The sequence below is a fragment of the Perspicuibacillus lycopersici genome, assembly GCF_025660475.1.
Lineage (GTDB): Bacteria > Bacillota > Bacilli > Bacillales > Caldibacillaceae > Perspicuibacillus > Perspicuibacillus lycopersici.
Genome location: NZ_JAOUSF010000005.1, coordinates 184,329 through 207,766, shown reverse-complemented (window position 1 = coordinate 207,766; position 23,438 = coordinate 184,329). Strand labels below are relative to the sequence as shown.

Below are 23,438 nucleotides of genomic sequence, written 5' to 3'. Positions count from 1 at the left end.
GGATATTGTTGAACGCTTTTTGGAATTTTCCGGCAGCAACTGGAGGATTAATTAACTCCATTAACAATGCAGGATTAGAGACGTTCCGCGGTAACGCATTAGAATCATTGACAAGGGAAATATGTCAAAATTCATTAGATGCAGTAAAGGATAATAAAAAACCGGTCATCGTGGAGTTTCAAACATTTCAAATACACTCTGACCGTTTTCCGAATCGGAGCGAATTTATTGATGTTTTATATAAATGCCAGGATACTTGGCAGGGTAGAAACCAAAAGAGTGAAGAGTTTTTAAGAAGTGCGATTAGTCAAATGCATATGGATCATATTCCATTTTTACGAATTAGTGATTTCAATACGAAAGGATTAGAGGGAGCGGATAGTGGAGAAATTGGCACCCCATGGAGCTCTTTAGTAAAGGAAGCGGGTTCTTCCAATAAGAATGAAAGCTCGGGTGGTAGTTTCGGAATCGGGAAATCTGCCCCATTTTTAAACTCCAAGCTACGTACGCTCTTTTATTCATCACAAGATATGACAGGCTATGAGTCTTATATCGGCGTGGCAAATATTATGTCCTATCAAAAAGACGTGAATTCCTACACATTAGGAAATGGCTATTTTACGACAAATGAAAACTCAACTGCGATTCAGGGGAAATTTTCGCTAGATCCTAATTTTACGAGGAAGGAAACAGGGACCGATATTTATGTATCAGGCTTTCATCCAGTAGATAATTGGGAGGAGGAAATTCGTAAATCGGTACTGTTCAATTTCTTTATTACCGTATATCAAAAGAAATTAGTGGTAAAAATCAATGGATTTGAAATTAATGATCAAAATATCACGGATTTGATATTAGGGCTTGAAGATAATGAGGAAAATATAATAGTAAAAAATTATTTTCTGCTTTTAACATCGAATAATACAATCAAAATTTCCTATCCTGCGAAAAAATATACTCGTGATATTGCTTTTGATGAGGGAGAGGCAAACCTATATTTGTTGAATGGGGAGGATTTAAACCGACGAGTGCTGATGACAAGAAAGACAGGCATGCGCATTTTTGAGCAAAAGAATATTAGTGGCAGCATTTCCTTTACAGGACTTCTCATGATTACGGGTACGAATATGAACAATATTTTTAAACAAATGGAAAACCCTGCCCACAATGAATGGTCTCCCGAACGATACGAGAAAAATCCAAAATTAGCCAAACGGATTTATGAAGACTTACGGAAGTTTATCCGGAATACCGTGAAGGAACATTTTCAGGAAAAAATCACGGATAGCATGGATGCTACCGGTTTAAGTGACTTTCTTCCGAATAAGTCAAGACTAACAGATGCAACAGCAAAGCGTCGTGAAACATTAAGTAGTACGATTAAGTCGATTATTAAGAAGGAAAAGAAACAGGAAGAAGTGCTGCAAGAAAAACCAAAGGGTACGACAAATGAAGTAGATATTGAAAAGCAATTGATAGGGGAATTTGGTATTACTCCTGGTGGTAATCGTGGCGGCAATGGAACAGGGAAGCATGCAGAAGGAGGAATAGATGGTGGCGGTTTAACAGAACCAGATGGCACCAACACACTGGATCCCGAAGAACCTGGTCAAACTCGTCAGGAGCGCCAACGAAAGCCAAGCACACAGCCTATTGAAATGACACACCGATATATTTGTACAAACAAAGCAGAAGGAAAATATCGATTTATGATTACCCCTACGAAATCATTAGCGAGTGCTCGATTAGTGTTTACCATTTTAGGAGAACAAAGTAATTTTGCATTACCAGTACAAACAGCCGAAACAAATGATGGACGTGTCACGGTGGATCGCATTAGTGGAGATACGATTTACTTAAATTCCTTAAAGGCGAAAAAGAATTTTATTTTAGATGTAGGTGTCGATTATTCCGATTACTGTGTAATGGAGGTGGTACTATATGAAAATTAGTACATCGTATCCATATCCAGTGCTATATATGAATAATGATGACTATACGGATTCTTCCTTTCACACGACAATTGATGTCGCCGAATCATTTGGTGAAGTGAGAATAGCGGCTACTTTTGAACTGATTAATCAAGAGATTCAAAGATTAATAGAGGAAAAGCAATGTGCATACCTGCTTCATTTGGAATGTGGGCAAACGAGCTACCGGAATGTCTTTCCATCAGAAAGCAAAAGATTGGAAATTGCCATTCCAAGTAATAAATTACGAGGGAAGGTTACAATTCACTCGTACATAATTGCCAATGAAAAAATAGCAACATACACAAACGCTAGTTTTAACGACTGGTTCCAGGGCCTTTCATTTACATTAGAAAAAGGAAACATTGTCGCAATTGGCGAAGCTATTGAAATGAATTTGTTTGAGGATAATACCGAACTATTAGATCTCCCATCCATTGTCACGATTAGGAAATCGTTGAAGAAAGAATATATGGAAGTCGATATCCATTCCGATAATATTACGATAGAGCTTCCGGAATATGAATACAATCAGTATGCAGCAAACTCGAAGTCTCGCCTGAAAAATACAATATTAGCAGCAGTCATTGTTCCGAGCTTAGTTTATGTTTTTTCAAAAATCCCTTCCAATCGAGAGGACCTCGAGGGGTATACCTGGTATCAAGTGTTAGAAAAGATATTTGCCGATAACCAATATCGTCTAGAGGATGTTGGTACAGATTCCTTGTCTGCGTTAAAGGCAGCACAGCTTGTGTTACGTAAACCATATAAAGCATGCTTTGAAGAGATTGAGAAAATTAGCAGAGGTGATGAATAATGAAGCTAAAATTTATCTCCGATGATACATTGATGGATTTACGAACGAATTTTGACGCCTATAAGGAATATTATTATGAAAAAGATTCTCCATGGTTTCGTGGTTATTTTGCTGAAGAGGGCAGAATTATGGAATCAAATATCGAATTTGAGTTGCCTGCATTTAATTTTCATGAGAATTATTCCGTAAGTGATCGTGAGAACGTAAAACATATTTATGATGCCTTAAAGCATTTAACTGTTACACAAGCAACACAAGAAAGGCTATGGGCAGGGCTAGCACATTTACAGTTTAAAGATTATGCCTTTTACCGGATGAAAAAGGATATGGATAATCGAAACGATAAAAGGATAAATACTTCCCTATTTTTCCGAAATGGTGCCAAACGTTCGCTATTTGTACAAATTATTTCTCGGCTTTGGTGGGTTGGCTATATGACCTATGATGAAACAAATAAGGAAAATCCATATTGGCTAACCGATTTCTTTACGGAAAGCGATTTTTCCGCAAGAAGTGTTGTCTTCTTTTCTAGTAATTTCACATCTAATTCAAATATTACTAGAGGAATATTAAGGGCAATTGTGAAGCTTCGGGATAATGGGATAAGCATTAAACGTGATCACTTTGTCCAAGCTAACAAATATTTAAATGTCGTCGGAGCGGCGATGATACTAGATATGCTAACGACCGAGGAAATTGAACAAATGGTAGGTAAATATTTATGTAGGTACTATGGCTATGAGAATTTGTTTGAAACGGAAAATTTATTCGTGTAGCCATATGAAAAATTATTCCTCGGGAAAACGCATAGATTGACAAAATCCGAGAGAATATTTGGTGCATTACGGCCACTCTTGCAAAAGGGTGGTTTTATTTATTACATATTTGGGAAGGGAATATGACACATGCCAGAAAAAATCTACAACAAACTAGTGCGCGATAAAATTCCAGAAATAATTATGCAAGAAAATAATCTACCATTCACCCACATCACGACCGAAGCAGAGGTTAAGCTGTTACTACTGCAAAAATTAGTAGAAGAGCTAAAGGAATTCCAAGAAACGCCGAATGAAGAAGAGCTTGCCGATATATTAGAAGTAATCGATAGTATCGCGCACGCCTATCAGCTAAATATGGAAAAGGTTTTAGCAATGAAGGCAGATAAATTCGCCAAACGCGGCGGATTTAAAGAACGAATTATTTTAGAAAAAGTAATGGAAAAAGGGGAGTAATGATTAAGAATCCTCGCCGTTATTCCTTCTGTTTTTGCGAGGAGTATCATTCTTATCATTTGCGGTATACATAGTATTTAGCTGTTTTTCTTTTAAATAATCCCTTCCATCCAGTTTGCCGGAAACTTTATCAAAATAATAGTATATAAATACTGAATTGTATGGTATATTTTCCTTGTATATTTACGAAAATTAAATATATTTCATAAGATGAATACTATCATTATGAAATGCTATTTTAAAAGAAGGTAGGCTCGGATGGTATGGGGGATTATGTGCAAATTGATAATAGCTTTGTGAAATTAGGGAAATTTCTCAGCGAGAATGAAGATGTCTTTTTGGACATTTGGGAAAAACAAATTATTGTACATACCGATGAAGATAGTATCGAAACGATCAAAAAAAATGGTTATTTCATGTATCGGATCATCACAAACTCTATATTGAATAACATTACGGAGGATGAGCTTAAAGGATTGGCATATAAAGTAGCTCAAGAACGAACAGATGCTAACATCAATATTGGGGAATTTGTTTATAATGTAAATATCGGAAGAAGCATCATTATTAAATATGTTAACCAATCTGGTATTCCACTCGAGGAACTGCAGCCTATCATTGACCTTATCAATCGCCAGTTTGATTTATTTTGCTATTATGCGGTTTCCCGTTATACCGAATTAAAGGATAAAAAGATCCAGGAAAAGACCCTGTTCATTACACAAACACATAAGGACAGATTAGCGATTCTCGGACAAATGTCGTCTAGCTTTGTACATGAATTCCGAAATCCACTTACATCCATAATGGGATTTATTAGTTTATTAAAAAATGAATATCCTTCTTTACCATATTTAAATATCATAAGCTCAGAACTAGATCAACTAAATTTTAGAATCACACAATTCCTACATACGTCCAAAATGAAATTAGTGTCCGATAGTAAGGAAGAAGTAATTCCCGTTAAAATACTGCTAGATGAAGTTGTAGATTTCCTATACCCGAGTCTTGTTGATGGAAATATTGAAGTAATTACCAATATCGATGAGCATGCGAAGGTAAAAGGGGATCGAAATGAGCTTAAACAAGTTGTACTAAATTTACTAATGAACGCCGTAGATGCAGTATATGAAGAAGTAAACAAAAGAAAAATTATCATTCATTCGAAGGTGGACAACGAGCAAATTACCATAAAAGTTTCCAATAATGGTCCAGCCATTAATCCTGAAGCAGCAAAAATCATCTTCGAACCATTTTACACGACGAAGAAACTAGGTACCGGAATCGGCTTGTATGTATGTAAAAAAATAGTAGAAAAAAATAACGGTACAATTCAATGCACATCAAAGGATGAATTAACTACGTTTGAAATAAAGCTCCCAAGTTTTCAAATGTGACGACTAAATGGAGTGGGGGATAAAGAACGAGCCCCCACTTTTTGAAAATCACGTTATTTCTCTCCAGCTCCACGAAACGATAAGCCGTGAAAACGATTGATAAAAATAAACAATTCCTCACCTGTTTGCATCTTTTCGTCTAGTACGAGCGGAAAATACATCGCCTGATACGTTTCCGGTACCCAAATATAGTGGTGGACATATGTTGTAAGCAAAAATCCACATGCTTGCCAAAAACGAACCCGACTGTTATTTTCGGGGGTAACGTCAGACTCTATTTCAATTATAATTTTATTGAATCGCTCACATGCTGCCTTTTCTCGAAGATAATGAACGAAGTATTTTCCTAAGCCATGCCCTCGTTCTTTTTTAGCAACCGCCAAATAGTCAATGATTATTACCTTATCGTTATCAAGCGTACCAGTTATAGCCATTGCAACGGCAACCGAATCTTTATATGCAACGTGTAGCTCTGCAATCTGTTTGGCAAACATATTTTTAATCACTTTTTCCGGCTTCGCACCTTTATTGCCAAAAGCCTCGAAATAAAGCGGTGCAGCATCCTTCCAAATCGCATCATCCCAGCTGTCTACGGTTATTATCTTCATATCGATTTCTCCTACTTGTCATGATTATGTACTAATTTCGCAAGGGAAAAAATCAATCCTTATGATTCTTCCCGATTCTTGCTTGTCTTTTATTAGCTGCATGGAGAATAAATAATATCCCTAAAATACAACAAATGGCACCTAACACGAACATTATCCAATTACCAATAGGGAAAAATAATAAAGAACTACTTACAGATAAAATAATACCGATTATGAATGCGGTTTTCTCTGGTAGAGCTTTTATTTTGTCCAAATAGAGTTCCCCCTCAACGATGCTCTTATCCAATATTTCTTTTATTATAAACGATAGAACTAGCAAAATTAACTATAGGAGTGAAAGAAATGGGATTGTATGATGAATTTTTATTAAGGAAAAAGAATGGAGAAACATTACATTTAGAACAGTTGACGCCGGATTTACTGTGGAAGCTGTTTATCGAAGAGGAAATCCCAAACAATAGGATTGCGAATTTATTTGATGTAAAGCCTTCCAAGATCGCTTATCTCAGAAAAAAACACGGGATAACCATTCGCCATTCTATTTTAGAAGAATTCATGGATGAAATACCAGCGGAACTGAATGAAACCGCTAAAAATGAACTTTTACAAGAAGATAATGTTACGAAAATTGCAAAGGCAATCACCCATTTTGCCTTTCGCAACGGTCCGATAGAAGCTATTCATGCAGATAGGAGTAAAAACATTACTGACGCCGATATGAAGATTTTAAACAAGTTTATGGTCAATCGATTAGCATATATCATTCTTCTAATAAAAGAAAACCGCTGGTATGAGGTAAAATTTATTGTGAATCAACTAGATAAAATGTTTGGCAACAACTGGGATGAAGCTGTGCCTGATGATGGTGGGATGGAAGCATTATTGAAAGAAGATATAAAAAAAGCATGGGATCGATTATAGGGTGGCCTAGATTCCCCATACTTTAAACAAAAAAAGCCCTCATCATCTGAGTGCTTGTAAATTTAAAAATTTTAATCCTTTCGTATAAGGTTTCTCTAAAAACCATTGATATACGTAAAGAATCAGGGAGTAGCTTAAGGATACAATGAGATGATGGATACGGGTAAACTTCACATATTTGATAAAATTCATCTTCTCGAAAAAGCTTATAATCGGAAAGGCATACAATATATTTTGCGCGACGTTTATTAGTAAATATAACCAAAACTTTCCATACGTCCATTTGAAAATCCATAAAGTACCAACAGAAAACGCACCAACGAGTAAACTTAACAAGTTATATATTCTCGCTTTATTTCCACCTTTAATTTCCCAAAAGTTAAAATAGCTACCGATAAAAACAGTCGTCATGGTTAAAAATGCGGACATCGTTGTAACTGGTAAAAAACGTTTGATAGATTTTTTCGGAACAAAAAATAAAGTAGCCCATGTAGAAAGTAATAAAATTCTAATTAACACTACAAACATGATGTCTTCTTCCTTCCGTTTTTTTTAGCTTTTACAACAAGACAAATATTATGTGGAAGTGTTTTCACTTTTTCTGTGATGGCGGTTTGCACAATAAAAAGAGTGAACAAAAATACATTCACTCTAAAGAAATTTTATTGTTTATCTTGTTTCATATTGGTTGCATCCTGCACATGTATTTCACCATAGCCTTCAATGGAACCAGCATGCTCGTTATGGTATGCAGTACCAGAACCGGGATTATTGGTAGTGGATTTTTCTTTTTGTTTTTCATTTTTTGCGGGCATTCCATTCACCTCCTATCCAGAAGTTAGAATGCCTAGATGAAGAGAATATATTCGCATAATTATTTACTGTTTTTTATTCGATGCACAATGTATTCCGTTTGAACAAATCCGAAAATAATAACCAACGGAATCGAGAACAATAATATCCGTCGATGCCAAGCTAAATTATGCTTCATCGTAAGACTAGAGGCAAGAAGACTTGTGATGAAATTTAGCAAAAGTAGCTCATCCTTTCTATGTAAGTGCCAAAAGGGTAGAAAAGTAGGCATTGTAAATTAGGAAGATGGCTCCGCAGAGGTCACCATTTTTTTGTTGGACACCCCGTTTTTAAAATACCATTGGTAAAAAATATGGGATAAATAATAAGTAACCCATATCGAAGCAAAGCTCCAATACCATGACCATTTGTCATATTTAATAAGCTTCGTAAATTTTACAGCATATATTTCAAAGCAAGTAATTATGGCAGTATGGAAAAAATAATACAGTAGCTTTTGTACGTTGTTCGATTTTTTCGGATAGTAGAGATTAAATAGAACACATAATGATGGATAAACAAAATATTCAAATGTGAAGCTTGATTTTGTCGCCCGGTTGAAAAATAAGCGAATCGGATAGGAAATTAATCGTTTTTCCACTACCATTAGCCCAAAAATCCAAGTAATACATTGCTTAAAGAAAAAAGGAATAATTGCTTCGCGAATACGACGCTTTGGCACAAATTTTATTAACAAAAGAATCGTGACAGTCCAAGCAGATAGTTCAATCGTTTTATCAACCGTTTTGTTTTGCATATCATTCACTCCCTAATGAATAGTTTAGGCGAATGGAAAGATATTTATGTAAAAATAGAAATGATTTTGTTGAGTAATTAAGTGTGTTGAAATTATCAAAAGAATTTTGAATGGAGGAGACGGGAAGAATCTTATGGAGAGAGTGTATCAAAAGGATTTTGGAGCAATGGGTACGATAAGAATCCTATAGAGAGTGTGTATCAAAGTGATTTTAGGTGAAAAGCCAATAAGAATCCTATGGAGTGAGGGTATCAAAAGGATTTCGCCCGAGGAAACTGATGAAAATCCTATAGAGAAAGGGAATCAAAAGGATTTTGAGCGAAGAACCCAATAAGAATCCTATGGAGTGAGGGAATCAAAAGGATTTTAAGCGATAATCCTGAGAAAAATCCTATAGAGAGAAGGTATCAAAAGGATTTTGAGCGAGGAAGCAGATAAGAATCCTATAGAGAAAGGGAATCAAAAAGATTTTTAGCAATGGAACCGATAAAAATCCTATAGAGAGAAGGTATCAAAAGGATTTTGAGCGAGGTAGCAGATAAGAATCCTATAGAGAAAGGGAATCAAAAGGATTTTGAGCAATGGAACCGATAAAAATCCTATAGAGAGAAGGTATCAAAAGGATTTTGAGCGAGGTAGCAGATAAGAATCCTATAGAGATAGGGAATCAAAAGGATTTTGAGCGAGGAAGTAGATAAGAATCCTATAGAGAAAGGGAATCAAAAGGATTTTGAGCGAGGAAGCAGATAAGAATCCTATAGAGAGAGTGAATCAAAAGGATTTTGAGCAATGGAACCGATAAGAATCCTATAGAGAGAGGGTATCAAAAGGATTTCGCCCGAGGAAACTGATGAAAATCCTATAGAGAGAGTGAATCAAAAGGATTTTGAGCAATGGAACCGATAAGAATCCTATAGAGAGAGGGTATCAAAAGGATTTCGCCAGAGGAACCCAATAAAAATCCTATAGAGAGAGAGCATCAAAAGGATTTCACCCGAGGAACCCAATATGAATCCTATAGAGAGATGCTATCAAAAGGATTTTGCACGCAGAACCCAATAAGATTCCTTTAGAGAAAGTATATTAACGTAATTTCGCCCGATAAAACCAATAAGAATCCTAGACACCAACGTGATTTTGCAAGCAGACAACAGTCAAAATCCTATTCATAGCAGCTATCAATAGTAGAAAAGAAAATTTTTTCAGTATCCAAACGAAACCGAAAAAATATGGGGAGCTGGTCGTATTTCCAATAACTCCCCACCAATTTAATAAAATAGGCAAATCCTTGTTAACGAAATTCTTACATAAACTTACTTAAATCAGGATAGCCACTCACCGCCCAGGCACCATCAACCAATAAACTCGCACCATTGACATAAGATGCATCCTCACTAATTAAAAATAATGCTGGACCAGCCATTTCATCTGGATCTGCTGGGCGTCCCATCGGAATCCGTTCCATGTAAGCATCATAAATAGCATCCACACTTGTTAAGCCTGCAGTTAATGGAGTTGATACAAGACCTGGTAGAATCGCATTGACGCGAATTTTATATTTTGCTAGCTCTAGTGCCGCGTTTTTCGTTAACATTTCAACGCCAGCTTTAGCAGAGGAGTAGGCACTGCCATAATGCATTGGCACGTGGGCATTAAGTGATGCAACATTTACAATCGCACCGCCGCCATGATCCTTCATATATCTTGCTTCATGCTTAACAGACAGGAACACACCTTTTAAGCATAAATCTACTGTAAAATCCCAATCATCTTCACTTTGATCAATAATCGCACCAGCTCTCGAAGCCCCTGCAACATTAAAAGCAACGTCTAATCCACCAAAACGATCAACCGTTTGTTGAACCAATGCTGCAACGTCAGCTTGCTTCGTCACATTCGTTACAACTCCAATTACTTGTCCGTTACTTTTTTCTTCTAATTCTCTCAATTTCGCTTCATTTAAGTCAGCAACCGCAACTTTAGCCCCAGCCTTTAATAACCGTTCGACAATAGCAAGTCCAATCCCAGAAGCCCCACCAGTAACAACCGCCACTTTCCCAGAAAAATCGTGCATGTAACATCCTCCTCAAACTATTTTTGTAATCGTTTACATTATAGCATTTTATTATACTACTTAAAAGATGATGAAAATAGTTATTAAATCATAAAAAAATATGGTGTCATCGTAATACCAAATTAATTGCTAGAAAGAATCACACTAAAAATAGTAGTATTCATCTGCAAATGAATCATTCACGATAAATTTACAAAACGAACACAAACAATTTACACAAGCCAAACACTCCTGAAAAACAAATCTAGTAATCTTTTCAATAGAGTGAATATTATAATCAAGGGGGATTAGGGATGAAGATCGAAAAAAAGAAATTTACGACATTGTCGAAAGTAACATTAGTCGGAGCATTATTATTTTCCACAATACCTTTTGCAGCTGCTGCAAAGCAAGCAATTCCAGATACGGTCGCTATCAAAAAAATAGCAGGCTACAGCACAGGTCTTAGCGACAAAGATGGCGGTGTGGCAGAAATCGTCAAATACAACCCAGAAAATAAGAAATTTTACGTAATCAATGGCAAAAGTCAAACAATCGATATCGTCAGCTTACAAGATTTAACATCAACCGATTCTGTCCAAAATCTTCAGAAGGAAAAATCAATCAATATTGGGGATGCAGTTAATACCGATACCTTCCACTATGGGGACATGACAAGCATTGCTTTACATAATGATTTGGATATTATTGTAGCTGCAGTGCAAGATGAAGATTACAGCAAGCAAGGGAAGCTCGTAGTTATGAACTATGATGGCGAAATCGAAAAGGTATATGATGCTGGCGTACAACCAGATATGGTAACCATTACAAAAGATGGAAAATACATTTTATCTGCAGATGAAGCCGAACCACGTCAAGGACTTGAAGAAGGAGTAGACCCAGAAGGCTCGGTATCCATTGTAGACGTAAGCACAGGAGAAGTTACATATGTGAAGTTTTCTAATCAATCGGTCATCGATGATGATGTTTTTATCCGTAACAACGGTACAAAAGCAGATGCCGTTCATGATTTTGAGCCAGAATACATTACGGTCTCCAGTGACAACAGAAAAGCATATGTAACATTACAAGAAAACAATGCCATCGCGACAATTGATATTAAAGAAGGAAAAGTTTTAGCAGTAAAATCGCTTGGCTACAAGGATCACTCCCTACCAGGAAATGAGCTAGATGCAGCAAGAAATGACAAAATCGAGTTGGAAAGATTACCAATTTTAGGCGCTTATATGCCAGATGGAATTGCCTCCTACAATGTTGGCGGAGTCGAATATTTAGTAACTGCTAATGAAGGAGATGCAACCGAATGGGAAGAGTTCGTTAATATTGCAGATCTTGGAGATGTGAAGGATCAATTGCACAATCTTAACCCAAACCTATTTCAAGGGATGACACCAGAAGAGGCAGAAGCCGCATTTGATAAAATACTGCAATCTGGCGATTACGATAAGCTAGAAGTATTGACAGATCGTGGAAACGACGCCATTTATACACTAGGTGGACGTTCTGTTTCGATTTGGCGTGCAGATACAATGGAGCAAGTATTTGATAGTGGCAGTGATTTTGAAAAAATTACAGCAGAGCGATTACCAGATTATTTTAACTGGTCAAATGATGATGATGCTTTTGAAAAACGAAGTACAAAAAAAGGTCCAGAGCCTGAAGATGTTAAAGTAGGTATAGTAAATGGGGAAGTTTATGCATTCGTCGGATTAGAAAGAATCGGCGGCGTTATGACATATAACATTACGAATCCATCTGAGGCTAAATTTGCAAACTATATCAATACAAGAGATTTCTCGGACGTCATTGCAGGGGATGTTGCACCAGAAGGATTAGAATTTGTTTCCGCTGAAGCAAGCACAACTGGCAGGCCACTTATTATCGTTGGAAATGAAGTAAGTGGAACAGTTGCGGTGTATGAAATGCAGGCTGCTCCAATTAAACTTATTGAAAGTATAACATTAAATCAAACAACAGTAGATTTAAAGGTTGGTGAGACCTTCACATTATCTGCTACCATTCAACCTGCTGAAACAACCGAAAGCAAGGAGGTTGTTTGGAGTAGCAGTGATGACAGCATCGCAACCGTTACACCAAGCGGGGAAGTTACCGCCATTGCAGCAGGTAGTACAGAAATTGCAGTAGCTACTGTAGATGGTAAGCATGTTGCAACTGCAACCATTACTGTCACTGAGCGAGAAGAAGTGGCTAACAAACCGGAACAAACGCCAGAGGAAACAGCTGAACTGCCGGAAGCACCAGAAGAACATTCAGAAGGACAGAAGCTACCAAATACAGCAACCAATCATTATCAATTGCTTATCATCGGTAGCTCTTTACTTATCATTAGCGGAATTGCTTATGTAGTTATTTGGAAAAGGAAGTCACTAGCGTAAGGATAAAATTAACCGAATAAAGAGACTGTCTGCTGAAGTGAAGCAGATAGTCTTTTTTCGATTCATACGATCAATTTACTGAATTTTGCTTGAAACAAAATCGATCCTGATTCGTATATGTTTGTGAAGAAGAGGGGGAGATGTGTGGTGCAAGCGTTAGACGAATTTTATCGCTACCAAGATTCTTATGAACAACAAGCAGATTATACATATTCCAATCGCCAATCTGTTGCTTATAAGTGTACAGTAATCATTATGCTCCTCATCGCAGCAGCATTTGTCGTTTTTATGATTGGTGTAGCAATTGCTCGATTTATGGAAATGCAAATAATACCGGGCCTCCTTGTCTTACTTTATGCAGGGATTATTTGTGCAGCTTTTGGTTATTTCGCCTATCGGTTTTACAAACTACTATTACATGAAGCTACCTTTCAGCTTCGTGAGGACGGATTTTTTTATAAAATTAAAAATCGGAAAACATTAGAACTCCGCTCGTTTTTTTTACCCTTTCGTGAAATGGAAAGTGTCACAATGGGGCGCTATCTTCTCTTGGATAAACCGAGTAAATATGGACGGAGCACGTATTTTGTGGGCGTCGATTTTGCGATGAAAGGGAAAACCGATGCAGGTGAATGGATCGTTGTTCATTTTGGGATGAAGGATATCGAGGAAATTCGTCGTTGGATTGCCCGCTATCAAGCACAACAAATTCCACTTTATTTTACAAATGTAGCATTGAAAAATTTAACGGTTGCGGGCTATAATGCATTAGAAAAATTTCCCTATTTATATGAAACAAGCAATTGGCCGCTTACCGATAAAAAAATAGAAAAAGAACTTCCAAAAAATTGGGACGGAAAAAATCCAATTTATTCAGATTTACCAACGAAATAAAATATTTTAAGAGAATTTCCAATTTATTAATGGACGAAAAATTCCGTGAATAGGATAATAAGAGTACAGCTGGTCAGGAAAAATAACTCGACCATAATGAAAATTACAAAAGAGAGGGGTTTTTCTAATAGTTACCGTTGCCTTAAATTACGCACTAATGATTGAAAGAATCCGTATGCATGGCGTTTCCAATGAAGCGATGCTAAAAATGCTGGAGACTGCTGATGAAACGGTATTTTCCGCCTACGGAGAAGGAATTCCAGATTGGCAGACACTTATTACGTTTTATGAAAACAATCAAGAGAAAGTAAAAGCAATGATTCAGGAAGGCTATCAAATTAGTTTTCTTACAAAAGGGGCATTAAAAAATTTATTGCGTTTGAAATATTGCCTATTAGAACAGGAAGATTTTGACGACTGTGGCGATTATCTAGAAATACACCAAATTTCGGAAAAAGACCGACAATCACTCAAGCAAACGATTGCGAAAAATTGGACGATTATCGAGCAGCCTAACAGCAACATGGTGAAAATTGAATTGACCTATAAACCGGAGGATGTCAAAACTCTAGCGAAAAAATCATAGCCAATCAACAAAGAGAGACGCCGAAAAAAATATAGCCAGTCAAACCAACAATCCATGACCTAGAGATATGAATATACTATCTCTAGGTCTTTTTATATCTTCAAAAACCAACGAGAGGAAGTGTCTTATGTATATTTTTCTTATCGTTTTGCTATGTCTGTTATTTATTTGGCCAATTACTCAACTTTTCATTGGACTGTTAAAAATTGTTTTTGGATTCATTTCAGGGCTGCTTGGATTATTAGGCTCATTTTTTATATTTGCCATCTCGCTAGGAATAAGCATTTTGCTTTTTCCAATTGGCTTTATCGTCGCATTGCTAGTAATTATTATTTGGTTAAAAGCAAGAAGGTAAATTAGCATTTTTCAGTGAAAGGATGGGAAACACTTTCTCCTGTTATTACAATTTCCATATGTTATAATAATCATATAATAGTAAATATTTTAATCTATCTAATTGTAATAAAAAAGGAAAGCGTTATAATGAAGTAAGAAGGTGTGTGACGAGATTCACCTATTGCTTAGTGTGAAACAAGGGGTGCCACCATCTTTTTGCGAATTTTACGGTATAAGGAAGGGGTAAATATGAGCAACAGGGGAACGAAAACAGACGTCATTCTAATTGGCGCCGGCATTATGAGTGCGACATTAGGGACACTCTTGAAGGAATTAGTACCGGAATGGAAAATGACAATGTTTGAGAAACTAGAGTCTCCAGGTGAGGAGAGCTCTAACGAATGGAATAATGCAGGAACTGGACACTCCGCGCTCTGTGAACTGAATTACACAGAGGAAAAATCCGACGGTTCCATTGATATTAGTAAAGCAGTTAAAATAAATGAACAATTTCAAGTTTCCAAGCAGTTTTGGTCCTATCTAGTAGACAGTAATTTAATCGAAAAACCACAGGATTTTATTAGACCATTGCCACATATGAGTTTAGTCCAAGGCGAAGAGGATGTTAGATTTTTAAAGAAAAGATTTAAAGCGCTATCAAACAACCCATTATTCCAAGGAATGGAATATTCAGAGGATCCAGAGCAATTAAATGAATGGATTCCACTTGTCATGCAGGACCGGGCAGATAATGAGCCAATTGCTGCAACGAAAATTGATTCGGGTACAGATGTAAACTTTGGTGCATTAACACGGATGTTAATTAATCACTTAAAGAATAATGATGTTGATGTCCATTATCAGCACCAAGTGAAAAAGATTAAACGCACAAGTGACGGCCACTGGGAATTAAAGGTACGTGATGCTAATGGAAATGTTTTCTATCATACTGCTAAATTTGTTTTTATTGGAGCGGGTGGTGGAAGTCTCCATTTACTGCAAAAATCTGGTATTCCAGAGGGTAAACATATTGGTGGTTTCCCTGTAAGTGGTTTATTTATGGTATGTAATAATCCAGATATTGTGGAACAACATCATGCTAAAGTTTACGGTAAAGCAAAAGTTGGAGCACCGCCAATGTCGGTTCCACATTTGGATACACGCTTTATCGATAACAAAAAGTCATTATTGTTTGGACCGTTTGCAGGATTCTCTCCGAAATTTTTAAAAACAGGCTCGATGTTTGATTTAATTACATCCGTTAAACCGCACAATGTGTTAACAATGCTAGCAGCTGGTGTGAAAGAAATGGCGTTAACGAAATATTTAATCCAACAAGTACTTCTATCGAAAGAAAAACGTATAGAGGAGCTCCGCGAATTTATTCCTACGGCGAAGGCAGAGGATTGGGATTTAATTGTTGCAGGACAACGGGTGCAAGTAATTAAGGACACCGAAGCAGGAGGAAAAGGAACCCTTCAATTCGGTACAGAAGTAGTAAGCAGTAAGGATGGCTCGATTGCAGCATTACTCGGTGCCTCTCCAGGTGCATCTACAGCTGTTCACGTGATGCTTCAAGTAATCGAAAAATGCTTCCCGCAATATTTGAATGAATGGGAGCCAAAAATTAAAGAAATGATTCCATCCTACGGGGCATCACTACTAGCAAACCCAGATCTTTTGAAAAAAGTTCAAACAGAAACAGCGGAAACGCTTCGCCTAAATGAAAAAGAAGCAGTACATGGCGAAAGAGCTTCCGTATTAAGCTGATTTTTATATACTAGTTTCATAGAACCTTCATCTTTCATTGGATGAAAGGTTCTATTTTTTTGAGAATTCCACTCGTGTATTTTTTATTTATCTAAATATAGTGAATTTATATAGTAAAATATCATATGAATGGAGGTATATTGTTGAAGTATTATTTTGCTGTTTTATTTTTCATTGGAATTTTATTTATAACTGGCTGTAGTACGGACAATCAAATGGTCTTATTAGAGGAAGAAATTAGTTCAATAGATGTAGCAATATCGAACGGGGCAGGAGAAATGAATGAAGATATTATGCACACCTTCAATGATTCCGAGTCGATTCTACTATTTGAAACTGCGATTACTAGTGCAAAAAGAGGAGAATCCAATGTTGTTAGTACAAAGCCAGATTATGATGTAGTGGTAAATTATCGCAATGGATCCCCTAGTCACGCAATACATATATGGTTAGGAGAAAAAAACGAGAAATCCACCCTTATGTATATGGTGGATTATGCAACAGGTGAAGGGCAAACATATGTATCAACCCTAACAAGTACGAACCAATTACGAGACTTAATTTTAACAGGAGAATAACGAAATAGACTACCGCTGAAATACATGATGAAGCTGAGTTCGAATATGAAATCTAAGGGGAATACTATTAATAGGGGTTATCAAAAGGAAAGTAAGTAATAAATGGAAGAGAAATCCGTTTGATAGGACGGATCAAAAGGAATTTGAGCAAAAAATGGAAGAAAAATCCTATAGATAAGGCTCATCCAAAGGAAAGTGAGCAAAAAGTGGAGGAGAAATCCGTTTGATAACGGGCATCAAAAGGAAAGTGAGCAAAAAGTGGAGTAGAAATCCTATAGATAGAAGCTATCAAAAGGAAAGTGAACAACAACAGAGGAGAAATCTTTTAGATAAAACCTATCAAAAGGAAACTGTACCAAAAACAGAGGAGAAATCCGATAGATAAGGCGCATCAAAAGGAAAGTGAGCAAAAACCGGAGGAGAAATCCTATAGATAGAAGCCATCAAAAGGAATCTGAACCAAAACCAGAGGAGAAATCCGATTGATAGAAGTTATCCAAAGGAAAGTAAGCAAAAAGTGGAGGAGAAATCCTATAGATAAGGCGCATCTAAAGGAAAGTGAGCAAAAATTGGAGGGAAAATCCTTTAGATAAGGCGCATCTAAAGGAAAGTGAGCAAAAACCGGAGTAGAAATTCTATAGATAGAAGCCATCAAAAGGAATCTGAACCAAAAACAGCGGAAAAATCCTATAGATAGCAGCCATCAAAGGGAAAGTGAGCAAAAACCGGAGGAGAAATCCTATAGATATGGCCAATCTAAAGGAAAGTGAGCAAAAATCGGAGGAAAAATCCTATAGATAAGGCGCATCCAAAGGAAAGTGAGCAAAAACCAGAGGAAAAATCCTATAGATAAGGCGCATCCAAAGGAAAGTGAGCAAACACCGGAGTAGAAATCCTATAGATAGAACCTATCCAAAGGAAAGTGAGCAAACACCGGAGTAGAAATCCTATAGATAGCAGCCATCAAAAGGAAAGTGAGCAAAAACCGGAGTAGAAATCCTATAGATAGAAGCTATCAAAAGGAATCTGAACCAAAAACAGAGGAAAAATCCTATAGATAGCAGCCATCAAAAGGAAAGTGAGCAAACACCGGAGGAAAAATCCTATAGATAGAAATTATCCAAAGGAAAGTGAGTAAAAACTGGAGGAGAAATCCTATAGATAGAAGCCATCAAAAGGAATCTGAACCAACACCGGAGGAGAAATCCTATTGATAGAACCCATCAAAAGGAAAGTAAGCAAACACCAGAGGAAAAATCCTATAGATAGAAGCCATCAAAAGGAATCTGTACCAAAAACCGGAGGAGAAACCCGATTGATAGACGTAGTCGATCGTTTTCTCACCCCACAAAAATCTCCAACATTTTTCCACGGGGAGCATAATTTATTTTATTTCTGGATGGACGGGGAAACTTACTAAAATATCGTAGCTAAAATAGACAAGCTGGCATTCCATTAAAAAAGCAGAACATGAGCGACGAAACGATTCAATTTTGTTACGAATTATTTGAAAAAGTATGGGACTATGTCTATGGGACTATGTCGATAAAACACAACCATATGTCCATGTCCTGAAGAAAGATAGTAAAGACTTAATTGCTACGTATACATATTTGACATTAAAAAGATGTGAGCTCATATAAGGTCTAATGTGTTTTTGGAAAAAGAAAGGGAGCGGAGACTGGAAATTTTCCCAACCTTCCGTCTCCCAGTAATTGATCTACTTTTCTAATAGATGTTGCTTCAATAACGTAATTTCTTCCGTAGATAAATTTAACACTTCTTTCGAATAGTTTTCAATCCCACCAAAGGTAATTTCAATCCCATCTAAAAAGGCATCAATATACTCTTTGCGAGCTTCCATTAATGCATCAATAACAGCTTGCTCAACATTTGGCAGATCATTATAACCGATACGATCAAAATGTGCATTTAACTGGTCAACTACTTCGTTTGTATACAAATAATCTTCTACTATTGTTTCCCGAGGAACTCCAAGAACTGCAAGGATTAATGCAGCAATAGCTCCAGTCCGGTCTTTACCTGCCATACAATGAAATAATGTTGGGGAATCCGGCGTATCTAATAATAACTGAAAAATTTGTTGAAACGATGTTTTATATGTAACCATATCCTGATTTTTCTTTAGCAATAATTCACCTGGTTTTGTTCTACGTAATATATCTGCAAAAGAGGAATCGCTATCTACTTGAGCTAGCTCACTTCCATCGGCAAATAGAGGAGTGTGATGCCAAGTACAGTCATTAATTTTGGGGTCTGGAAATTTTTCAATCTCATCGAATCCACGCAAATCTAAAATTTTCTGAATCCCCATTTGCTGTAATAGACTACGATCAGCCTCTGTCAATTCACTTAAATTTCCCGATCGAAAAAGCATCCCGCTTTTAACGCGCTCGCCATTTTTCGTCATATAGCCACCTAAATCCCGAAAATTAACGCAACCTTCTAACGGTACAACTTGTAACACATTTTTCATTATTGGTACCTCGACTTTATTCATATTTTGTTAACAATTGAAACATTTAATACTTTAATAGAGTAGCATGATTTTTCGTAGGGTGAAAGAAATTTCTGATTTCCTTATTTATTGGAAGCATCATCATAGTAATTTGCATTCTTTTTTTAAAAGGTTACTATAATCATATTATGTAAACTAACAAAAACTCTATTATTCTTTCGATATTTGAAACAAACGCTAGAAAAAGATTTTTTCGTTCTTTTGGAAGGGTATCATCATAAATATAGAGAATAAATTATATAGCTGATTAAGCAGACGAAGTGAAAAATCTCCAATACGATGATACTGAGAAACGAAAAGGGATGTATGGAAAGCGCTTCACATTTGAATCAACTTACAAATTCTTTTTGATAACAAATGATTCGTACCGCTAGGAGGGAGAAGTAATGACAGAAAAAGTGAATATTTACTATCAAATGGAAGATACAGCAAATTCATTTGAGGATTTTAGCTATCATTCCCATGAACAGTATGAAATATATTATTTCCACAGTGGCAGCTGCAAATATTTGATTGGCGATCATATTTATCACCTACAGGATAACGACATTATTATTATGAATGGGTTAACCTTGCACCGTGCTTATCCAGAGCCGGGAATTCCTTATAAACGAACTGTTATTGAATTTTCTTCGGAATGGTTGCGTCCAATACTGAACGCACTAAATGTTCCAGAACTATTAAATCCGTTTTACCAGCTAAGCAACACATTATTTCGTGGGGCAGATAATCCGAAGTTAGTAGAGATTAATCAGCTAATGGAAAAATTAGCAGAAAAGGACGAATCAAAGGCAATTCATCCAGAAGAAAAAATGCAAACGCGTTTTCGCAATGGTGAGTTTACAGCGTTATTATTAGAGCTTTTATTTATCATATATGAAATAAGTCAGAAGCAGCCTGTACCAATGCTAGCGATCGAATCTGAAAAAAATACGCATGTCAAACGGATTATTGAATGGATTGATGAACATTTTTGTCGTCCGATTACATTAGATAATATTGCTAGTAATTTAAATATTAGTAAATATTATATGTCACGAATCTTTAAAGATATTACTGGGTATACGATTATGCAATATTTAATGAGCTGTCGTATTAATCGTGCCAAATACTTATTGGAAATTCATCCGGAAAAATCGATATTAGATGTTGCTTTAGAGTCGGGTTTTGAAGATTCTTCACATTTTAGCCGTTTCTTTCGTAAACAAATGAAAATGACGCCTACCGAGTATCGGAATAGTACCGCAGCAAAAAGGAATACAACCAATTTGTAATTTTTAAGATAAAAAAGAGGGCAAGGATAGACAATTTCTATTCAATATAACACAATTATAACCATGTCAAATGTTCTTAATATTACTAAAATTAATGTATAGATTAATAGAATATGATCTTTCTTCTATAGATAATGTAAGCGGATACTTATATTTTCTATAGAAGATATAGTAGAGTTTCAATTATAGTACATAGCTAGTAATTTTTTTTATTCCGCCTGTAAGCGTTATCAATACTTACTAGGCGAGGGAACATACAATAGAGAGGAGATCGTTATGGCGAATAACCGTATGGAAGCAAATACTCCACCACCTAGTGTTAGCCCAAGTATACAAACAGTGACGAAAACAACGAAACAGAAAAAAAGAACTTCGCAATGGATATGGTATATTTTTCTCATTCCAAGCTTCTTAGGTATCATTCTTTTTATGGCATATCCAATTGTCGAATCGCTTCGTTTAAGCTTTTTTAAATCGAATGGGACGATTGAAACCTTCACAGGACTCGATAATTTCCGAACGGTGTTAACCTCTGGCCCATTTTGGAATGCGGTATGGAACACATTTTTTATTGGAATTTTTCAAGTCATTATTACGATTCCTCTAGGCTTTATTTTTGCAACATTAATCAACTCAGCATCGAAAGGAAAGAACTTTTTCAAAGTTATTTACTTCTTACCAAATGTTACCTCTATAGTTGCCGCAGCAATGATTTTTCAATTTGTTCTACACCCAGAAATGGGGATTGTCAATTTTGTACTAGACTCCCTAGGTTTACCAACACCAGCATGGTTCTCGGATCCTTCGACATCGAAATGGGGCGTTATTTTACTTGCCGTTTGGCATTGGATTGGTTTCGTTATTATTATTTGCATTGCCAATCTTCAAGCCATCTCAAAAGAAATGTATGAGGCAGCGAAAATTGATGGTGCAAGCTCCTTTCAGCAATGGTTATTTATTACGATTCCGAATATGGGTGGTACCTTTGCATTCCTATTAATTACCGGATGGATTGGTGCATTGCAACGCTTCAACGAGGTATATGTATTAGGTGGGCCAAATGGTAGTCCTGCCCGTTCCATTCAGACAATGGGAGCATTTATTTATGAACGCGGATTCACAGGATTTGAATTTGGGATTGCATCAGCAGCTACATATATTATGTTCCTCATTATATTAGTCTTTACATTTATTAATTTAAAAATATCGAAATTGAAACTATAAGTGAATAGGAGGTGGGATGTGAATGAATAGCTCGATGTCGGTTAAGACAATGCATAGAATATCTGAAATATTTAAGTTTCTCGTACTACTCATTTTTGGGGTAATTTTAATGGCACCATTTATCTGGATGGTCAGTGTCGGCTTTGATCGGACAGCAAACATTACGATGCCATTTCCACCACGGCTAATACCAGAAGAACCATCATCCTTTAACTATGGAATTGTTTTTGAGAATGGGAGATTAATTCAGTCCTACATAAATTCCACTATTGTAACCGTCAGCTCTGTCGTGTTAAGTGTTTCTTCCTCGCTTCTTGCGGGCTATGCATTCTCAAAGGGGAAATTTAAAGGGAAAAAGATTTTATTCTTTATTGTCCTTTGTACATTAATGATTCCAATGGAGCCAAGGTTAATTCCTTTATATACATTGTTTAATAGTGTTGGTTTATTGAATACGTTTTGGCCATTGATACTTCCTTCCATCATCAGTGGGATGCTAATTTTCCTTTGTAAGCAGTTTTTTGATCAATTACCAGACACTTTACGGGAAGCAGCGCAAATTGATGGAGCTGGTGAGTTTAAAATCTTTTTCCGGGTTTACTTACCGCTGGCTGGACCAATCGCAGCAACCATGATTATCCTTTCCTTCATTTGGAGCTGGAATGATTTCATGTGGCCATTAGTAGTTCTCAATAATATCGACTTGCACACTGTACCATTGTACTTAGCGAGCTTCTCCCAAGAAAATGGCTCAAGTCTCGGGGGACTAACAATGGCTCTAGCAACCGTAAGTATTTTACCAATCATTATTCTGTACTTGTTTTTACAACGATACATTATTCAAAGTATCGCATTAAGTGGGGTTAAGGGAGAATAGGTTACAAGTTTCGTAGGATAGGAATTTTTTTGGCTATTATTTTATAAAAAGTTTTTGATATTTAAGAGAAGAGTAGTGACGATGTATTAACTACTGAGGAGACTGAATACACGAAGACTCCATAAAAAGCGAAGGCGACTGTTTAGCACGTACAAACTGGATCCGATCAGCAGGAGATAAAAGAAGCACGACGAGGTAGCGAGTTGAAGTTGACTTATCGTACGGAGGGTTGGCGAGGTTTGCTCGTCGCTGGGAGCTGCAGCTAGCCTATCCGCTCGCTGGCAGGAAAGGGAAGTGTATTCAGTCTGCGGATTTCTTACAAATAACAAAATC

The 23,438-nt window shown here is 36.6% G+C and carries 25 protein-coding genes; 17 read left to right on the top strand and 8 right to left on the bottom strand.

The features are described from left to right. Positions 1-8: 8 nt before the first annotated feature. From OEV98_RS15125 to OEV98_RS15105, 5 genes are all read left to right on the top strand, one after another. A complete protein-coding gene (locus tag OEV98_RS15125; protein WP_263074197.1) occupies positions 9-1,952 on the top strand; it encodes a hypothetical protein in 1,944 nt (647 codons plus the stop codon). Beyond that, on the top strand, positions 1,942-2,787 hold the full coding sequence (locus OEV98_RS15120; RefSeq protein ID WP_263074196.1) for a hypothetical protein: 846 nt from the start codon (positions 1,942-1,944) through the stop codon (positions 2,785-2,787). Before OEV98_RS15125 ends, OEV98_RS15120 begins: the two co-directional genes overlap by 11 nt. After that, positions 2,787-3,563 carry a DUF6339 family protein gene (locus tag OEV98_RS15115; protein WP_263074195.1) on the top strand — a complete coding sequence of 259 codons (777 nt, stop codon included), beginning with the start codon at positions 2,787-2,789 and terminating at the stop codon, positions 3,561-3,563. Before OEV98_RS15120 ends, OEV98_RS15115 begins: the two co-directional genes overlap by 1 nt. Positions 3,564-3,692: 129 nt before the next feature. After that, the gene (locus OEV98_RS15110) at positions 3,693-4,019 is read left to right on the top strand and encodes a nucleoside triphosphate pyrophosphohydrolase (RefSeq protein ID WP_263074194.1); all 327 of its coding nucleotides are present in this window, start codon (positions 3,693-3,695) and stop codon (positions 4,017-4,019) included. A 275-nt stretch (positions 4,020-4,294) separates the two neighbouring features. Further along, complete coding sequence (locus OEV98_RS15105; RefSeq protein WP_263074193.1) at positions 4,295-5,416, top strand: histidine kinase N-terminal domain-containing protein; 1,122 nt, start codon at positions 4,295-4,297, stop codon at positions 5,414-5,416. 53 nt (positions 5,417-5,469) lie between these two features. Here the strand turns inward: OEV98_RS15105 and OEV98_RS15100 are convergent, their stop codons facing one another. Together OEV98_RS15100 and OEV98_RS15095 are read right to left on the bottom strand one after the other, a co-directional pair. Next, positions 5,470-6,024: a GNAT family N-acetyltransferase gene (locus OEV98_RS15100; protein WP_263074192.1), complete on the bottom strand. Its 555-nt coding sequence runs from the start codon at positions 6,022-6,024 to the stop codon at positions 5,470-5,472. A gap of 52 nt (positions 6,025-6,076) precedes the next feature. After that, positions 6,077-6,280, bottom strand: coding sequence for a hypothetical protein (locus OEV98_RS15095; protein WP_263074191.1), 204 nt, complete (start codon positions 6,278-6,280; stop codon positions 6,077-6,079). 89 nt (positions 6,281-6,369) lie between these two features. Between OEV98_RS15095 and OEV98_RS15090 the strand changes: the two genes are divergently transcribed. Further along, a complete protein-coding gene (locus OEV98_RS15090) occupies positions 6,370-6,948 on the top strand; it encodes a hypothetical protein (RefSeq protein WP_263074190.1) in 579 nt (192 codons plus the stop codon). Between the two features lie 42 nt (positions 6,949-6,990). On the opposite strand, the gene OEV98_RS15085 is transcribed toward OEV98_RS15090, so the two are convergent. The 5 genes from OEV98_RS15085 to OEV98_RS15065 all read right to left on the bottom strand — a co-directional run bounded on the left by OEV98_RS15085 (position 6,991) and on the right by OEV98_RS15065 (position 10,631). Next, positions 6,991-7,476 carry a hypothetical protein gene (locus OEV98_RS15085; protein ID WP_263074189.1) on the bottom strand — a complete coding sequence of 162 codons (486 nt, stop codon included), beginning with the start codon at positions 7,474-7,476 and terminating at the stop codon, positions 6,991-6,993. A gap of 134 nt (positions 7,477-7,610) precedes the next feature. Continuing rightward, a complete protein-coding gene (locus tag OEV98_RS15080; protein WP_263074188.1) occupies positions 7,611-7,763 on the bottom strand; it encodes a hypothetical protein in 153 nt (50 codons plus the stop codon). Between the two features lie 59 nt (positions 7,764-7,822). Then, entirely contained in the window at positions 7,823-7,981 is a 159-nt protein-coding gene (locus OEV98_RS15075) for a hypothetical protein (RefSeq protein WP_263074187.1), read from the bottom strand. Between the two features lie 57 nt (positions 7,982-8,038). After that, complete coding sequence (locus OEV98_RS15070) at positions 8,039-8,557, bottom strand: CBO0543 family protein (RefSeq protein ID WP_263074186.1); 519 nt, start codon at positions 8,555-8,557, stop codon at positions 8,039-8,041. Positions 8,558-9,860: 1,303 nt separating this feature from the next. Beyond that, the gene (locus OEV98_RS15065) at positions 9,861-10,631 is read right to left on the bottom strand and encodes an SDR family NAD(P)-dependent oxidoreductase (RefSeq protein ID WP_263074185.1); all 771 of its coding nucleotides are present in this window, start codon (positions 10,629-10,631) and stop codon (positions 9,861-9,863) included. 293 nt (positions 10,632-10,924) lie between these two features. Here OEV98_RS15065 and OEV98_RS15060 point away from each other — a divergent pair, with 293 nt between their 5' ends. From OEV98_RS15060 to OEV98_RS15025, 8 genes are all read left to right on the top strand, one after another. Further along, a complete protein-coding gene (locus OEV98_RS15060; RefSeq protein WP_263074184.1) occupies positions 10,925-13,027 on the top strand; it encodes a choice-of-anchor I family protein in 2,103 nt (700 codons plus the stop codon). Positions 13,028-13,171: 144 nt separating this feature from the next. Further along, a complete protein-coding gene (locus tag OEV98_RS15055; RefSeq protein ID WP_263074183.1) occupies positions 13,172-13,921 on the top strand; it encodes a hypothetical protein in 750 nt (249 codons plus the stop codon). Positions 13,922-14,078: 157 nt separating this feature from the next. Next, entirely contained in the window at positions 14,079-14,507 is a 429-nt protein-coding gene (locus OEV98_RS15050) for a hypothetical protein (RefSeq protein ID WP_263074182.1), read from the top strand. A 127-nt stretch (positions 14,508-14,634) separates the two neighbouring features. Continuing rightward, positions 14,635-14,862 carry a hypothetical protein gene (locus OEV98_RS15045; RefSeq protein ID WP_263074181.1) on the top strand — a complete coding sequence of 76 codons (228 nt, stop codon included), beginning with the start codon at positions 14,635-14,637 and terminating at the stop codon, positions 14,860-14,862. 230 nt (positions 14,863-15,092) lie between these two features. Then, positions 15,093-16,613 carry a malate:quinone oxidoreductase gene (locus tag OEV98_RS15040; RefSeq protein WP_263074180.1) on the top strand — a complete coding sequence of 507 codons (1,521 nt, stop codon included), beginning with the start codon at positions 15,093-15,095 and terminating at the stop codon, positions 16,611-16,613. Between the two features lie 143 nt (positions 16,614-16,756). After that, positions 16,757-17,191: a hypothetical protein gene (locus tag OEV98_RS15035; RefSeq protein ID WP_263074179.1), complete on the top strand. Its 435-nt coding sequence runs from the start codon at positions 16,757-16,759 to the stop codon at positions 17,189-17,191. A 223-nt stretch (positions 17,192-17,414) separates the two neighbouring features. Further along, positions 17,415-17,576 carry a hypothetical protein gene (locus OEV98_RS15030; RefSeq protein ID WP_263074178.1) on the top strand — a complete coding sequence of 54 codons (162 nt, stop codon included), beginning with the start codon at positions 17,415-17,417 and terminating at the stop codon, positions 17,574-17,576. A gap of 825 nt (positions 17,577-18,401) precedes the next feature. Then, positions 18,402-18,611 carry a hypothetical protein gene (locus OEV98_RS15025; protein WP_263074177.1) on the top strand — a complete coding sequence of 70 codons (210 nt, stop codon included), beginning with the start codon at positions 18,402-18,404 and terminating at the stop codon, positions 18,609-18,611. Positions 18,612-18,911: 300 nt separating this feature from the next. Here OEV98_RS15025 and OEV98_RS15020 read toward each other — a convergent pair whose 3' ends face one another. After that, the gene (locus OEV98_RS15020) at positions 18,912-19,688 is read right to left on the bottom strand and encodes a tyrosine-protein phosphatase (RefSeq protein WP_263074176.1); all 777 of its coding nucleotides are present in this window, start codon (positions 19,686-19,688) and stop codon (positions 18,912-18,914) included. 428 nt (positions 19,689-20,116) lie between these two features. Between OEV98_RS15020 and OEV98_RS15015 the strand changes: the two genes are divergently transcribed. The 3 genes from OEV98_RS15015 (at position 20,117) to OEV98_RS15005 (ending at position 23,105) form a co-directional block, all read left to right on the top strand. Beyond that, positions 20,117-21,004 (top strand): AraC family transcriptional regulator, encoded by an 888-nt coding sequence (locus OEV98_RS15015; protein ID WP_263074175.1) that lies wholly within the window; start codon positions 20,117-20,119, stop codon positions 21,002-21,004. A gap of 276 nt (positions 21,005-21,280) precedes the next feature. Further along, a complete protein-coding gene (locus OEV98_RS15010) occupies positions 21,281-22,228 on the top strand; it encodes a carbohydrate ABC transporter permease (protein ID WP_263074174.1) in 948 nt (315 codons plus the stop codon). A 34-nt stretch (positions 22,229-22,262) separates the two neighbouring features. Further along, complete coding sequence (locus OEV98_RS15005) at positions 22,263-23,105, top strand: carbohydrate ABC transporter permease (protein ID WP_407676523.1); 843 nt, start codon at positions 22,263-22,265, stop codon at positions 23,103-23,105. Positions 23,106-23,438: the final 333 nt, after the last annotated feature.

Coding starts and splice junctions, on each gene's coding strand:
- OEV98_RS15045 (WP_263074181.1), top strand. CDS start 14,635: ATGTATATTTTTCTTATCGTTTTGCTATGTCTGTTATTTATTTGGCCA.
- OEV98_RS15040 (WP_263074180.1), top strand. CDS start 15,093: ATGAGCAACAGGGGAACGAAAACAGACGTCATTCTAATTGGCGCCGGC.
- OEV98_RS15070 (WP_263074186.1), bottom strand. CDS start 8,557: ATGCAAAACAAAACGGTTGATAAAACGATTGAACTATCTGCTTGGACT.
- OEV98_RS15005 (WP_407676523.1), top strand. CDS start 22,263: ATGTCGGTTAAGACAATGCATAGAATATCTGAAATATTTAAGTTTCTC.
- OEV98_RS15120 (WP_263074196.1), top strand. CDS start 1,942: ATGAAAATTAGTACATCGTATCCATATCCAGTGCTATATATGAATAAT.
- OEV98_RS15115 (WP_263074195.1), top strand. CDS start 2,787: ATGAAGCTAAAATTTATCTCCGATGATACATTGATGGATTTACGAACG.
- OEV98_RS15050 (WP_263074182.1), top strand. CDS start 14,079: ATGATTGAAAGAATCCGTATGCATGGCGTTTCCAATGAAGCGATGCTA.
- OEV98_RS15065 (WP_263074185.1), bottom strand. CDS start 10,631: ATGCACGATTTTTCTGGGAAAGTGGCGGTTGTTACTGGTGGGGCTTCT.
- OEV98_RS15100 (WP_263074192.1), bottom strand. CDS start 6,024: ATGAAGATAATAACCGTAGACAGCTGGGATGATGCGATTTGGAAGGAT.
- OEV98_RS15080 (WP_263074188.1), bottom strand. CDS start 7,763: ATGCCCGCAAAAAATGAAAAACAAAAAGAAAAATCCACTACCAATAAT.
- OEV98_RS15015 (WP_263074175.1), top strand. CDS start 20,117: ATGACAGAAAAAGTGAATATTTACTATCAAATGGAAGATACAGCAAAT.
- OEV98_RS15110 (WP_263074194.1), top strand. CDS start 3,693: ATGCCAGAAAAAATCTACAACAAACTAGTGCGCGATAAAATTCCAGAA.
- OEV98_RS15060 (WP_263074184.1), top strand. CDS start 10,925: ATGAAGATCGAAAAAAAGAAATTTACGACATTGTCGAAAGTAACATTA.
- OEV98_RS15010 (WP_263074174.1), top strand. CDS start 21,281: ATGGCGAATAACCGTATGGAAGCAAATACTCCACCACCTAGTGTTAGC.
- OEV98_RS15085 (WP_263074189.1), bottom strand. CDS start 7,476: ATGTTTGTAGTGTTAATTAGAATTTTATTACTTTCTACATGGGCTACT.
- OEV98_RS15090 (WP_263074190.1), top strand. CDS start 6,370: ATGGGATTGTATGATGAATTTTTATTAAGGAAAAAGAATGGAGAAACA.
- OEV98_RS15020 (WP_263074176.1), bottom strand. CDS start 19,688: ATGAAAAATGTGTTACAAGTTGTACCGTTAGAAGGTTGCGTTAATTTT.